The 13,266-nt window shown below is 65.0% G+C and carries 12 protein-coding genes; 7 read left to right on the top strand and 5 right to left on the bottom strand.

Annotated features, from left to right (window positions below; genetic code table 11):
• Positions 1 to 212 precede the first annotated feature (212 nt).
• The gene (locus tag FCT00_RS17420) at positions 213 to 1,826 is read left to right on the top strand and encodes an acyl-CoA dehydrogenase family protein (protein WP_138424036.1); all 1,614 of its coding nucleotides are present in this window, start codon (positions 213 to 215) and stop codon (positions 1,824 to 1,826) included.
• 24 nt (positions 1,827 to 1,850) lie between these two features.
• Here the strand turns inward: FCT00_RS17420 and FCT00_RS17415 are convergent, their stop codons facing one another.
• The 4 genes from FCT00_RS17415 to FCT00_RS17400 all read right to left on the bottom strand — a co-directional run bounded on the left by FCT00_RS17415 (position 1,851) and on the right by FCT00_RS17400 (position 5,354).
• Positions 1,851 to 2,288, bottom strand: coding sequence for a DUF4399 domain-containing protein (locus FCT00_RS17415; RefSeq protein ID WP_138424035.1), 438 nt, complete (start codon positions 2,286 to 2,288; stop codon positions 1,851 to 1,853).
• A 115-nt stretch (positions 2,289 to 2,403) separates the two neighbouring features.
• On the bottom strand, positions 2,404 to 3,294 hold the full coding sequence (locus FCT00_RS17410) for a fructose bisphosphate aldolase (protein ID WP_138424034.1): 891 nt from the start codon (positions 3,292 to 3,294) through the stop codon (positions 2,404 to 2,406).
• A 95-nt stretch (positions 3,295 to 3,389) separates the two neighbouring features.
• Positions 3,390 to 4,157, bottom strand: coding sequence for an SDR family NAD(P)-dependent oxidoreductase (locus tag FCT00_RS17405; RefSeq protein ID WP_138424033.1), 768 nt, complete (start codon positions 4,155 to 4,157; stop codon positions 3,390 to 3,392).
• Positions 4,158 to 4,160: 3 nt separating this feature from the next.
• On the bottom strand, positions 4,161 to 5,354 hold the full coding sequence (locus FCT00_RS17400; protein ID WP_138424032.1) for a phosphoglycerate kinase: 1,194 nt from the start codon (positions 5,352 to 5,354) through the stop codon (positions 4,161 to 4,163).
• A gap of 148 nt (positions 5,355 to 5,502) precedes the next feature.
• Between FCT00_RS17400 and FCT00_RS17395 the strand changes: the two genes are divergently transcribed.
• The 4 genes from FCT00_RS17395 (at position 5,503) to FCT00_RS17380 (ending at position 8,587) form a co-directional block, all read left to right on the top strand.
• Positions 5,503 to 6,006, top strand: a complete 504-nt coding sequence (locus FCT00_RS17395) for a peptidylprolyl isomerase (RefSeq protein WP_008329333.1) — start codon at positions 5,503 to 5,505, stop codon at positions 6,004 to 6,006.
• Positions 5,999 to 6,625, top strand: a complete 627-nt coding sequence (locus FCT00_RS17390; RefSeq protein WP_008329327.1) for a peptidylprolyl isomerase — start codon at positions 5,999 to 6,001, stop codon at positions 6,623 to 6,625. The genes FCT00_RS17395 and FCT00_RS17390 overlap by 8 nt, the downstream gene beginning before the upstream one ends.
• 275 nt (positions 6,626 to 6,900) lie before the next feature.
• Entirely contained in the window at positions 6,901 to 7,596 is a 696-nt protein-coding gene (locus FCT00_RS17385; protein WP_138424031.1) for a hypothetical protein, read from the top strand.
• Between the two features lie 31 nt (positions 7,597 to 7,627).
• On the top strand, positions 7,628 to 8,587 hold the full coding sequence (locus tag FCT00_RS17380; RefSeq protein ID WP_138424030.1) for a DUF3179 domain-containing protein: 960 nt from the start codon (positions 7,628 to 7,630) through the stop codon (positions 8,585 to 8,587).
• Positions 8,588 to 8,648: 61 nt separating this feature from the next.
• On the opposite strand, the gene acnA is transcribed toward FCT00_RS17380, so the two are convergent.
• Complete coding sequence (gene acnA, locus FCT00_RS17375; RefSeq protein ID WP_138424029.1) at positions 8,649 to 11,399, bottom strand: aconitate hydratase AcnA; 2,751 nt, start codon at positions 11,397 to 11,399, stop codon at positions 8,649 to 8,651.
• 265 nt (positions 11,400 to 11,664) lie between these two features.
• Between acnA and FCT00_RS17370 the strand changes: the two genes are divergently transcribed.
• Complete coding sequence (locus tag FCT00_RS17370) at positions 11,665 to 12,375, top strand: DUF1223 domain-containing protein (protein WP_138424028.1); 711 nt, start codon at positions 11,665 to 11,667, stop codon at positions 12,373 to 12,375.
• A 135-nt stretch (positions 12,376 to 12,510) separates the two neighbouring features.
• The gene (locus tag FCT00_RS17365; protein ID WP_171043031.1) at positions 12,511 to 13,260 is read left to right on the top strand and encodes a glutathione S-transferase family protein; all 750 of its coding nucleotides are present in this window, start codon (positions 12,511 to 12,513) and stop codon (positions 13,258 to 13,260) included.
• Positions 13,261 to 13,266: the final 6 nt, after the last annotated feature.

The raw sequence follows: 13,266 nt of genomic DNA, 5'->3' as shown, positions 1-13,266 counted from the left end.
CGGATTGTCTGCGTGGACCGCGCAAGGGAAACCCCTCGGTATGAACGTCTGCCTCATGCGCCTCTGCCGGGCGCTGTAACTCTTTATGACACAGGTGATTCGCTCTGTGAATCCCCAATGATTCGGTTGGGCGATTTTCGGCGGATGCCGCGACGGGATGGCTTTTCCTGCGCGGGGGCTGGGCGCTAGGCTGGGGGCGAGGAGGACTTGCGATGACGGTGGAGCCACGAAGCACGCTTGCCACCCATGAGGTCGAGAACCAGCCGGGCGCACCGGCGGCGCGCGACCTTTGGGCGTCGGATGCCACGCTGCGCGATCACGTGCTGGCGGCAGGGGGGCGCGAAGATGCGGCGGCCGAGGCCGGGGCATCTTTCGGTACCGAAGCCCTGCGTGCGGCGGGCGAGGCGGCGCGGGCGAACCCGCCGGAGTTGAAGCTCTTCGACCGGGCGGGGCGACGGTTGGACGAGGTGCGTTTTCATCCGGGGTATCACGAGGTCATGCAGGTGGGCATGGCCGCCGGATATGCCGCCCTTGCTTGGGACGGGGCGCCCGGTGGGCACGCGACCCATGCCGCGATGGTCTATATGCTCAGTCAGGTCGAGCCGGGGATCTGCTGCCCGTTGACCATGACCTATGCCGCCGTGCCCGCGCTTGCCGCCGATCCGGCGCTGGAGGCGGTCTGGGCGCCGAAGCTGACCGGGGCCGATTACGACCCGTCCATCGCCCCTGTGGGTCGGAAACGCGCGGCCACGATGGGCATGGCCATGACCGAGAAGCAGGGCGGCTCGGACGTGCGGGCGAATACGACGCGGGCGGAACCGGCGGGTGGGATGTGGCGGCTTACCGGGCACAAGTGGTTCTGTTCGGCGCCGATGTCGGACGGGTTCCTGACGCTGGCCTATACCGAGGCCGGGCTCACCTGTTTCCTCGTTCCGCGCTGGACCGACGAGGGGCGCAACCCGATCCAGATCCAGCGGTTGAAGGACAAGCTGGGCAACCGGGCCAATGCCTCGTCCGAGATCGAGTATCACGGCGCGCTGGCGCACAAGCTGGGCGAGGACGGGCGCGGGGTCGCGACGATCATCGAGATGGTGCATCACACTCGGCTCGACACCGCCATGGCGCCCGCCGGGCTGATGCGGGCGGCGCTGGTCGAGGCGAAACACTGGGTCGAGGGCCGGTCCGCGTTTCAGAAGCGGCTGATCGACCAGCCGCTGATGCGGTCGGTTCTGGCCGATCTGGCGCTGGAATGGGAAGGGGCGCTGGCGCTCGGGATGCGGGCGGCACGGGCCTTTGACGGCGACGCGCCCGAGGATCGGGCCTTCGCACGGATCTCGGTCGCGCTGGCCAAGTTCCTGTCGAACAAGCGGTGCGGTCCGGTGATCCTCGAGGCGATGGAGTGCCTTGGCGGAATGGGATACGTCGAAGAGACGCCGATGCCGATGCTGTATCGCGAAGCGCCGCTCAACTCGATCTGGGAAGGGTCGGGGAACGTGATCTGCCTCGACATTCTCCGCACGCTGGCGCGCGAGCCGATGGCGGGTGCGGCGTTGCGGGCCGAGCTGGAGGCCGCGAAAGGCGCAGACCGTCGCTATGACGCGGCGCTCGCGGCGCATTTCGACCGCTGGCCTGCGGTGCCGGAGGAGGGCGAGGCGCGGTGGTTTGCCGAACGGCTTGCGGTGCTGCTGGCCGCCTCGGTCCTTCTGCGGGCCGGAAACGCGGCGGTTTCCGACGGCTGGATCGCGACCAAGGTGGACGGCGCGCGCGGCATGGTGCCGGGCGCGGTCAGCGGTCTGGACACGGCCGCCTTGATCGCGCGGATCTGACCGGACAGACCCGCGCGCCAGGTCTTATTCCACGGTGATCGTGATGACGTCCGAGGCGACCGGCGGATCGAACGGCACGTGGTTCATGTCGCCCAGCACGAGTTGCAGCGTGTGTTCGCCCGGGGCGAGTTCCAGCATGGTTTCGGTCTGGCCGCCGCCGAAGTGCTTGTGGTTGTCGTCGGCGGGCAGGCCATAGGTCAATTCGCCCTCTTGGCCTTCCCCCAGCGGTGGGCGGTCGATCAGGATGTGGTGGTGGCCGGTGTTTTCCTTTTCGGTGCCCGCCGGGGCCACGCCCATGCCGGACAGGCCGAAGACGACCTTGACCGGGGACGACACGGTGTCGCCGTCCGACAGGTTGACGAAATAGACCCCGGCCCCCTCGGGCGCCATCATCTGGGCGGCGGCGGGGCTGGCGATGGCCAATCCAAGGGCGATGGCTGCGGCAATGGATCTTGTGAACATGGTTTCCTCCCAAAATGTCCAGGTGTTGTGATGGAAGGGTAACATGAAGCGGGCCACCGCCAAACGAGAACGGGCCGCCCGGTCGGACGGCCCGTTTCAGAGGAGGGGGCGGCGATCAGGTGATCGAGGCCCGATAGATGCCGTCGATGGCCTCGGCGATGGTCGCGTTGAATTCGTCGTCGGATTGCTGGGCCGAAAGCCCCTCGGTCAAGGCGCGCGAAAAGCTGGCGATCATGCCCTCGTTCTTGGCGAGGAGCGCGTTCGCCTCGTCGCGCGCATAGCCGCCCGACAGCGCCACGACGCGGATCACGCGGGGGTGGGCGATGAGGCTGGCATACTGGTTCGCCTTGGTCGGAAGCGAGAGCTTCAGCATGATCTCCTGCCCCTCGTCCAGCGCGTCCAGGTGCTTGGTGATCTCTTCGAGCAGGATGTCCTCAGCCTCGGCCTTGTCGTCGATCGAGATAGTCACCTCGGGTTCGAGGATCGGGACCAGACCCTTGGCGAGGATCTGTTTGCCCACCTCGAACTGCTGATCGACGATCGCCGCGATCCCTTCGCGGTTGGCTGCCGAGACGACCGAGCGCATCTTGGTGCCGAAAATCCCGGCGGCGACCGCACGGTCGAGCAGCGCGTCGAGGTCCGGCATAGGTTTCATGAGCTGCACGCCGTTCGCCTCGGCCTCGAGTCCCTTGTCCACCTTGAGGAACGGGACCACGCCGCGCTCTTCCCACAGGAACCGGGCCGAGGGCTTGCCGCCGATCTCGCGGTCCATCGTCATCTCGAACAGGATCGCGCCGATCACCTTTTCGCGGGTGAAAGCCGGGGCCTGCGCGATCCGGGCGCGCATCCCGTGGATCAGGTCGAACATCTCGTCCTCGGACGAATAGGCGCTTTCATCGACGCCGTAGAGGCGCAGTGCCTTGGGGGTCGAACCGCCGGATTGGTCGAGCGCGGCGATGAAGCCCTTGCCGCTTGTCATCTGCTCGCGTTGTTTCGAATCCGACATCTCAATTCCCTCCGTGGTCGCGTGTCCGCCACTTGGTAAGGTGTCGCGCGGCGCTGCGCAATTCTGGTCGCGCTAACGCATCGCGATTGCGCGGGTCAGCCGCGACCGGACCAGAAAAAACCGTTCATGCGGGCCAGTAGACCGCGGGGCGTGATCTTGGCCGACAGCACGACGAGCTTGGTGACGAAGCCGGGCACCTCGACCCGCTTCCCGGCCTCGAGGGCACGCCAGCCGGCGCGGGCGATCACATCGGGGGCGAGCATCGGCAGGAAACTGGTGAGCCACGCGCTGTCGATGCCCGCCGCGCCGAAGAAGTTGGTCTTGGACGGGCCGGGGCAGAGCGCGGTGACGGTGATGCCGTCGCGTTTGCATTCGTAGTGCGCCGCTTCGGACAGGGTCAGGACGTAGGATTTCGTCGCGTGATAGATCGCCATGTTGGGCGAGGGCATGTAGCCGGCGAGCGAGGCGACGTTCAGAACCTTGCCTTTCGTGCCCGTCGCGCGGAACTGTTTGAGGGCGTTCTGCATCAGCTCGGTGACGGCGACCATGTTCACGGTCACCGATCCGCGTTCGCGATCGTCGCCGCAGGTGGCGAAACGCCCATGCACGCCGAAGCCCGCGTTGTTCACCAAGAGGTCGATGGAACGCCCGTCGTTCGCAGCCTGCCAGAGCCTGTCGGCGGCGCCGGGTTCGGCCAGATCGGCCGTCACCACCACCACTTCGGTCGGAAGGGTGTCGGCGAGCGCGCGCAACTCGTCTTCGCGACGGGCCGAAATCACGAGGTTCCAGCCATCGGCGGCGGCGAGCTTGGCGAACTCGAGGCCAAGGCCCGAGGACGCGCCGGTGATGAGCGCCCAGCCCACCGTTCAGCCCTCGAGCGCGGCGACGCCGGGCAGGGTCTTGCCCTCCATCCATTCGAGGAATGCCCCGCCAGCGGTGGAGATGTAGGTGAAATCATCGGCCACGCCCGCCTTGTTCAGCGCGGCCACCGTATCGCCACCGCCCGCGACCGAGGTCAGGCGACCCTCTTTCGACAACGCGCCCGCTTTCTGCGCGGCGGCGTTGGTAGCGGCGTCGAACGGCTCGATCTCGAACGCGCCGAGCGGGCCGTTCCAGATCAGGGTCGAGGCGTTCTCGAACGCCTTTGCGATGGTGTCGACCGTGTCGGGACCGGCATCGAGGATCATGGCGTCGGACGGGCATGCGTCGGCCGCGACGGTTTCGTTCTCGGCCCCCGCTTTGAATTCGCGGGCCACGACCACATCCGTCGGCAGGATGATCTTGCACCCCGCCTCGTCGGCCTTTTCCATGATCTCGCGCGCCGTGTCGGCCATGTCGTGCTCGCACAGCGATTTGCCCACGTCGATGCCTTGAGCGGCGAGGAAGGTATTCGCCATGCCGCCCCCGATCACGAGGTTGTCGACCTTTTCCACGAGGTTGCCGAGCAGTTCCAGCTTGGTTGACACCTTGGCGCCGCCGACCACCGCGACCACCGGGCGCACCGGGTTCGATAGTGCGGCTTCGAGCGCCTTGAGCTCGGCTTCCATCAGCCGTCCGGCGCAGTTCGTCATGATCCGGGCCACGCCTTCGGTCGAGGCATGGGCGCGGTGCGAGGCCGAGAAGGCGTCGTTGACATAGACCTCGCCAAGCGCGGCCAGTGCGGCGGCGAACGAGGCTTCGTTGTCGGTCTCTTCCGGGTGGAAGCGCGTGTTTTCGAGCAGCAGCACTTCGCCCGGCTCCAGCTTCGACACGGCGATCTTGGCGGGTCCGCCGATGCAGTTGTCCGCGAATTTCACCGGGGCGTCGAAGGCGGCGGAGAGCGCGGGCACCAGCGGTTTCAGCGACATCTCGGGCACCACCTTGCCCTTGGGCCGCCCGAAATGGGCCATGAGCACGGGCTTGCCGCCCTTGTCGAGAATGTCCTTCACGGTCGGCACGATACGTTCGATCCGGGTCGCGTCGGTGACGTTGCCCTGATCGTCGAGCGGCACGTTGATGTCCACGCGGACCAGCACGGTCTTGCCGTCAAGGTCCATGTCGTCGAGTGTCTTCCAGCTCATCGGTCTCTCCTTCGTGCCTCAACTCCACAAACACGCTCGTGTTCGGGAATTCAATGGCGATTTGCCGCTGGCCCGCCCGGGATTTCCGCTCTTGCGGGGGCGGGGGGCGGCGCCTAGTTTCCCCGCCAAACAGTCAAAGGAGCGCCAGATGGCCGATATCAAGGACCCCGAGAACACCATCCTCATGGAACTGAAGGATGGGACCGTCGTGATCGAACTGCTGCCCGACGTGGCCCCCAAGCATGTCGAGCGGATGAAAGAGCTGGCGCGGGCCGGGAAATACGACGGCGTCGTGTTCCACCGCGTGATCGAGGGCTTCATGGCGCAGACCGGCGATGTCGAGCACGGTCAGGCCGATGGCGGCAACGTCCGCCGCGCGGGCACGGGCGGTTCGGACCTGCCGGACCTGCCGGCCGAATTCTCGAAGATCCCGCACGCGCGTGGCTCCATCGGTGCGGCCCGCACCCAGAACCCGAACAGCGCGAACAGCCAGTTCTTCATCAACTTCAAGGACAACGATTTCCTGAACGGGCAATACACGGTCTACGGTCAGGTCATCGAAGGCATGGAGCATGTCGATGCGATCACGCGGGGCGAGCCGCCTGCGAACCCGGACAAGATGATTTCCGTCAAGGTCGCCGCCGATGCGTAAGGCCACGTTGGTCGCCTGGCTCCTGTTTCTTGCGGGGGTCGGGCTGGTCGTCTGGTACTACTTCGCGACCGTGCCGGGGTCTGACCCGGCGGTCGTGAACGATGCGCCCGGTCAGGCTGGCGGTCCGCAGATCGAGATCACCGTCGCGGGCGAAGCGAACGGGAAGGTGCTGATCGAACTGTTCGACAACCTCGCCCCGCAGCACGCCGAGCGGATCACCCGTCTGGCCGACGAGGGGGCCTATGACGGCGTCGTCTTTCACCGCGTGATCGACGGATTCATGGCGCAGACCGGCGACGTGGCCTTTGGCCTCGAAGGCGGTGACATGAGCCGCGCGGGCATCGGCGGATCGGATTACCCCGATCTGCCCGCCGAATTCTCGAACGAGCCGTTCGTGCGCGGTGTCGTCGGCATGGCGCGGTCGTCGAACCCGGACAGCGGCAACAGCCAGTTCTTCATCATGTTCGACGAAGCCCCGTTCCTCGACGGCGAATACACCGTCGTCGGGCGGGTGATCGAAGGCATGGACGTGGTCATGGACATCAAGCGCGGCGAAGGGCCGAACGGCGCCGTCATCGGTCAGCCGGACGTCATGACCAACGTGGATGTCGTAAAATAATCGTGGTGGCCCGCCCCTGCGCGGGCCGTCACGCCCCGGCCAGCATCAGAATGAAGCCGAGGAACAATAGCCATTCCAAGGCCGGAGTCCGGTATCGTTTGAGCGTCGAAATCATGTGTGCCTCCCCAGGTCGACAGGCACTATGGTAATCCATACCCGGTAAACAAAGCGTTTTCGTGCGTTTTGGTGAAATTGCCTCGAAATACCCTCAAAAGATCATAAAAACCCCCCGATCCGCGTGAATTGTGTCGGAAACCGCCACAAAGGACGGATCGATGCAGTTGAGTGATGTGATTTTCTACGGGTTGGGCGCCGCCGTCGTGGTGGGCGTGTCGGGGCTTGTGGATTTCAGCGGCCTTTTCGGAGGCAAATCCGAGGACGGGGCGACGCCGCAAGAGGCCGACGCACACAAGGCCGAGGCGGAACAGGTCAACCCGATCCAGAACGAATACCAATCGACACTCGCCTTCTTCCTCGACGAAGAACACGAAAACCTCGTCTCCGGGCGAGACGATGACTCCGGGGACACCGAGTTGGTCCAGGCCGAAGCCTCGGAGGAGGCCGCCGCGCCCGATCTCGCGCAGGCGGACGACACGGGGTTCGAAGACGACAACATATTCGGCGACGTGACCGCGACGGCGGAGGATTCGCTTTACGAAGCGGCCGAGGAGGCAAGGATGACCGCACCGATCGCGGTCTACGACCTGACCGATCCCGAGGCCGACGTGCCGCATTGGGACGACTTCGATGCGGAGGCCGAAATGGTCCGTATCGAATACCTGCCGAGCTTCGACCCCGAAACGGGAGAGCCGGTGGAGCCTGTGGTTTCAGTGGCTTACGACCCGGACTTCGACCAGACGACCATCGCGCTGGACGGTGCGGCGGTGGCGGAGCTCGACGGCGATGCGGGGATCGGCGCTGAGGACATCGACCTCGTTCCGATGAGCGACGAGACCTACGCCGCCGCGTGACAGGTGCCCCCGGCGATGCCATGCTGACCCCATGACACGCCTGATCCTGTTCCTGATCGTCCTTCCCGGTCTGGCGCTTGCCGACCCGAAGTTCTGGAAAAACGAATTTCCGCTCACCGACTTCTCGAACCGCACCATCGAAAGCTGGTCCGAAGTGCTGTCGGGCGGGCCGCCGCGCGACGGTATCCCGGCCCTGAGCGACCCCGACATGATCGGCGTGGCCGACGCATCCTTGCCGGAGCGGGAGCCGATCATCGCGCTGGAGCTCGACGGGGAAACCCCGCGCGCCTATCCGATCCGCTACCTCATCTGGCATGAGATCGTGAACGATACCGTGGGCGACGTGCCGGTCGCGGTGACCTTTTGCCCGCTGTGCAATTCGGCGCTGACCTTCGACCGGCGGCATGATGGCCGCGTGCTGACCTTCGGCGTGTCGGGCAAGCTCAGAAACAGCGACATGATCATGTATGACCGCGAAACCGAAAGCTGGTGGCAGCAGGCGCTGGGTCAGGGGATCGTCGGCGACTATGCGGGCGACGAGTTGGCGCCCCTGCCGTCATGGATGGAGGCTTGGTCGGTCTTCGCCGCGCGCAACCCGGACGGGCTGGTCATGGCCGAACCGGACCACCGCCGCCCCTATGGCCAGAACCCATATGCGGGCTACGACGACCGGGCGCGACCCTATCCGTTCTTCACGGGCGAGATGCCGCCGCATGACATCCCGGCGCTCGCCCGCGTGGTGCGGGTCGGAGAGCGGGCCTGGCCGATGGCACGGCTGGCCGAGGCGGGTACGATCACCGAAGCCGGGGTGACCCTGACGTGGGAGCATGAGCAGGCCTCGGCGCTCGGCGCCGCGGTGATGGGCGAGGCAGCGCCGGTCGGAGCGATCCGGGTGCGCGATGCGGCGGGCGACGATCTGCCCCACGACCTGATGTTCGCCTTCGCCTTCCACGCCTTTTACCCGGACGGGGACTGGATGCTGGGCGAATAGCCCCCGACGCGAAAAAGCCCCGGGCGCGAACCCGGGGCTTTCCAGTCGATTCAAGCGGTTGTCAGCTCTTGGCGAGGTTGCGCAGCACGTAGTGCAGCACGCCGCCGTTGGCCACGTAATCGATCTCGACCTCGGTATCGATCCGGCATTTCAGCTCGATGTCCTTGGTTGTGCCGTCCGGGTAGGTGATCGTGCAGGGCAGCACCGCAAGCGGCTTCAGATCCTTCGACAACCCGGTGATGGTGAAGGTCTCTTCCCCGGTCAGGTTCAGCGTCTTGCGCGTGTCGCCCCCGGTGAACTCGAACGGAACGACGCCCATACCGACGAGGTTCGAGCGGTGGATGCGCTCGAAGCTTTCCGCGATCACCGCCTTCACGCCCAACAGGTTCGTGCCCTTGGCCGCCCAGTCGCGCGACGAGCCTGCGCCGTATTCGATACCACCGACGACGACGAGGGGCGTGCCGTCCTCCTGATAGGCCATCGACGCGTCGTAGATCGACGTCTGTTCGCCGTCCGGGCCCTTGGTATAGCCGCCTTCGACGCCATCCAGCATCTCGTTCTTGATGCGGATGTTGGCGAAGGTGCCGCGCATCATGACCTCGTGGTTGCCCCGGCGCGAGCCGTAGCTGTTGAAGTCACGCGGCGCGACCTGCCGTTCGGTCAGATACTTGCCGGCGGGCGAGTCAGCCTTGAACGACCCGGCGGGCGAGATGTGGTCGGTCGTAATCATGTCGCCCAGAAGCGCCAGAACGCGGGCGTCCTTGATGTCGGCGATGGTGCCGGGGTCTTTGGACATGCCTTGGAAATAGGGCGGGTTCTGGATGTAGGTGGACTGCGGCGGCCAGTCATAGGTTTCGCCGCCCGACACCTCGACCGCCTGCCATTTCTCGTCGCCCTTGAAGACGTCGGCGTATTTCTCCTGAAACGCCTCGCGGGTGACGACCTTTTCGACCAGTTCGGCGATCTCGGCGTCGCTGGGCCACAGATCCTTGAGGTAGACGTCCTTGCCGTCCGGCGTCTGCGCGATGGGGTCGTTGGCCATGTCGATGTTCATGTCGCCGGCCAGCGCATAGGCCACCACGAGCGGCGGCGAGGCGAGGTAGTTGGCCCGCACGTCCGGGCTGATCCGGCCCTCGAAGTTGCGGTTGCCCGACAGCACCGAGACGGCGATCAGGTCGTTGTCCGCGATCGACTTGGAAATCTCGGGCTGGAGCGGGCCGGAGTTGCCGATGCAGGTGGTGCAGCCGTAACCCACGAGGTCGAAGCCGATGGCGTCGAGGTCGTCCTGAAGCCCGGCGGCTTCGAGATACTCGGTCACGACCTGCGACCCGGGGGCGAGCGAGGTCTTGACCCAGGGTTTGCGGTTCAGGCCCAGTTCGTTGGCCTTGCGCGCCACGAGGCCCGCGCCGATCATCACATAGGGGTTAGACGTGTTGGTGCAGGAGGTGATCGAGGCGATCACGACGCTGCCGTCCTTGAGTTCATAGTTCTCGCCCTCGACCTTGCCCGACTTGGCATAGACGGCGGGCTTGGTCGCGATGGGGCCTTCGGCGGCCATGTCCTGCGCGTCGTCGGACATATCCACGCCCCTGTAGTCCGCAACGACGTTGTCGAAGGCACCGGCGGCCTGATCCAGCGCCACGTAATCCTGCGGGCGTTTCGGGCCGGAGATCGCCGGAACGATGTCGCCCATGTCCAGATGCAGGGTCGAGGTATAGACCGGATCGTAATCCGCATCGCGCCACAGGCCGTTTTCCTTGGCATAGGCCTCGACCAGTTCGATCCGGTCCTTGTCGCGCCCGGTCTGTTCCAGATAGCGCAGGGTTTCGCCGTCGATGGGGAAGAAGCCGCAGGTCGCGCCGTATTCGGGGGCCATGTTGGCGATGGTCGCGCGTTGTGCCAGCGGCAGGTTGTCGAGCCCGTCGCCGTAGAATTCGACGAACTTGCCCACGACGCCGTGCTTGCGCAGCATTTCCACGACCTTGAGCACGAGGTCGGTCCCGGTCGTGCCCTCGACCATCGCGCCGGTGAGTTTGAAGCCCACGACTTCGGGGATGAGCATCGAGATCGGCTGGCCCAGCATGGCCGCCTCGGCCTCGATCCCGCCGACACCCCAGCCGAGCACGGCGACGCCGTTGATCATGGTGGTGTGGCTGTCGGTGCCGACAAGCGTATCCGGGTAGGCGACCTCTTCGCCGTTCTGATCCTTGTCGGTCCAGACCGTCTGGGCGAGGTATTCGAGGTTCACCTGATGGCAGATGCCGGTGCCCGGCGGGACCACGCGGAAATTCTCGAACGCGGTCTGACCCCATTTGAGGAACTGATACCGCTCCATGTTCCGCTCGTATTCACGGTCCACGTTCATCTGGAAGGCGCGCGGGTTGCCGAATTCGTCGATCATCACCGAGTGGTCGATGACGAGGTCGACGGGCACCAGCGGGTTGATCTTTTCCGCATCCCCCCCAAGCGCCTTGATCCCGTCGCGCATGGCGGCGAGATCGACGACCGCCGGGACGCCGGTGAAATCCTGCATCAGCACGCGGGCCGGACGGTATGCGATCTCGCGGGGGTTCTGCCCGCCCTTGTCGGCCCACTCCGAGAAGGCCTTGATGTCGTCGGTCGACACCGTGCGCCCGCCGTCTTCGAAGCGGAGCATGTTTTCCAGAACCACCTTGAGCGAGGCGGGGAGCTTGGAAAACGTGCCAAGCCCGGCCTCTTCGGCAGCGGGAATAGAATAATAGGCGACGGTCGATCCGCCCGCCGACAGTGTCTTGCGCGTTTTGGATGTGTCTTTGCCGACTTCGATGGGCATGTCTGGCTCCTCTCGCTGGACCACGCGGTGCCCCTCGAACGGGGACATCCGGTTAACGTTTACTCTCCATGTGAGACTGTAGAGGGATTCCTGCAAGGGTTTGAGAGCAGTTTTTGTATACCATTGCACACACGTCGGGACGCGAGGGGTGCCTGCCTACGGACATGGCACATCTGCCACGTTGCAGGACACTCTCAAAACCTTGATTGGCGGGTGAGAGGGGGGTGGTCTATCACGCTTTGCACGGACAGACGGAGAGCGCGTGATGAAATCTTGGATCGGGGCAGGGCTCGTTGCAGCCGCGGCGCTTACGGGTGGCGCTGGATATGCAGACGAGAAACCGCTTGTTCTGATCGAACTTTTCACCTCGCAAGGGTGCAATTCCTGTCCGCCCGCCGACGCCCTTCTGGCCGAGCTTGCGGTGCGCGACGATGTTCTGCCGCTCGCGCTTCACGTGGATTACTGGGATTACATCGGGTGGAAGGACAAGTTCGCTCGGCCCGAACATACGGCACGACAAAAGGCCTATGCCCATGTCGCGGGCGCCTCGACGATCTATACGCCGCAGATGGTCGTGGGCGGCACCGATCACGTGGTCGGCTACAAACCGATGCGTGTCGCCGATTACATGAAGGCCCATGAGGCGACGCTTGCGGATGTCGAGGTCCGGGCCGAGATCGTCGACGGCAAGATGCGGATCAAATGTCTCGTCAAGGACGGCACGACGCTGCCCACCAAGATCAACGTCGATATCGTGCGCTTCAACCCGTCGGAAACCGTCGACATCAAGCATGGTGAAAACGCCGGTGAAACGATCGCCTACACGAACATCGTGACGGATTGGGAGCGCGTCGCGATCTGGGACGGCCGCGAAACGCTTGAACTCGATACCGCGATGGCGGGGGATGGGCCGATGGCGCTGATCCTGCAAGAACCGGGGCCGGGCCGCGTGCTGGCCGCCTATCGGATCAACTGACTCGTCAACCGCACGCCCTCATTGCCTGAAGCAATGGGCCGTATTGCTGGCGTCCGGGAAAATATCGTCGGATTTTGCCACGGCCCACCGCCGCGTCGGCGGCGCGCGACGTGGTATTCAGAAAAGGACGACGACATGACGGACCCGACCGAGCGTATTCTCTTTGGCACCGGCAGCCCGAATGTGCGCAAGGTGGGGCTCTTGCTCGAGGAACTCGGGCTCGACTACGCCATGAAACACGTGGCGGTCTTCAGCGGAGAGCAGTTCGAGCCCGACTTCCTCGCGATGAACCCGATTGGCAAGGTGCCGGTCCTGACCGATCCGGGCGCCGATGAGCCGCTGTTCGAATCCAACGCGATCCTGATCTATCTGGCCGAAACCTACGGCCCGGCCTTTCTGCCGGCGGCGGGCGCGGCCCGGCGCGACGTGATGCGCTGGCTCATGGTGCAAACCGCGCTGGTGGGGCCGATGCTGGGGCAATACAACCACTACCACCTCGTCGTTAAGCATGGCTCGGAGCCCTATTCCGCGGCACGCTATCGCAACCAGTCGGAAACCGTCTATCGGCACCTCGACGACCGGCTCGCGAGCCGCGACTGGATCGCGGGCGACGGCTATTCCATCGCCGATATCGCGATCTGGCCGTGGACACTTTACCTCGAGCGGCATGAGTTTGCGCCCGAGGATTTTCCGAACCTTTCGCGCTGGCGTGCGCAGATCGGCGAACGTCCTGCGGCCAAGCGGATGACCCATCGGGTCGAAACCGAATACGACCCCCGCAACAACCTCACCCGGCGGTCATCCTCGCAGGAATCGCTCGATCGGCTGTTCAACCGCAAACCCGACGGTCCCGAGGCGGATTTCTCGTTGATCGTCAGTGTCTGACTAGGC

This window comes from Maritimibacter alexandrii (assembly GCF_005871115.1).
Taxonomy (GTDB): Bacteria; Pseudomonadota; Alphaproteobacteria; order Rhodobacterales; family Rhodobacteraceae; genus Maritimibacter; species Maritimibacter alkaliphilus.
The sequence above is the reverse complement of the archived record's forward strand: the minus strand, read 5'-3'. Positions and strand labels throughout refer to the sequence as shown.

Excerpts from the sequence above, each read along its gene's own strand:
- FCT00_RS17370 (WP_138424028.1), top strand. The coding sequence starts at position 11,665 with ATGAAATCTTGGATCGGGGCAGGGCTCGTTGCAGCCGCGGCGCTTACG.
- FCT00_RS17400 (WP_138424032.1), bottom strand. The coding sequence starts at position 5,354 with ATGAGCTGGAAGACACTCGACGACATGGACCTTGACGGCAAGACCGTG.
- FCT00_RS17380 (WP_138424030.1), top strand. The coding sequence starts at position 7,628 with ATGACACGCCTGATCCTGTTCCTGATCGTCCTTCCCGGTCTGGCGCTT.
- FCT00_RS17415 (WP_138424035.1), bottom strand. The coding sequence starts at position 2,288 with ATGTTCACAAGATCCATTGCCGCAGCCATCGCCCTTGGATTGGCCATC.
- FCT00_RS17420 (WP_138424036.1), top strand. The coding sequence starts at position 213 with ATGACGGTGGAGCCACGAAGCACGCTTGCCACCCATGAGGTCGAGAAC.
- FCT00_RS17410 (WP_138424034.1), bottom strand. The coding sequence starts at position 3,294 with ATGTCGGATTCGAAACAACGCGAGCAGATGACAAGCGGCAAGGGCTTC.
- FCT00_RS17365 (WP_171043031.1), top strand. The coding sequence starts at position 12,511 with ATGACGGACCCGACCGAGCGTATTCTCTTTGGCACCGGCAGCCCGAAT.
- FCT00_RS17395 (WP_008329333.1), top strand. The coding sequence starts at position 5,503 with ATGGCCGATATCAAGGACCCCGAGAACACCATCCTCATGGAACTGAAG.
- FCT00_RS17390 (WP_008329327.1), top strand. The coding sequence starts at position 5,999 with ATGCGTAAGGCCACGTTGGTCGCCTGGCTCCTGTTTCTTGCGGGGGTC.
- acnA (WP_138424029.1), bottom strand. The coding sequence starts at position 11,399 with ATGCCCATCGAAGTCGGCAAAGACACATCCAAAACGCGCAAGACACTG.
- FCT00_RS17385 (WP_138424031.1), top strand. The coding sequence starts at position 6,901 with ATGCAGTTGAGTGATGTGATTTTCTACGGGTTGGGCGCCGCCGTCGTG.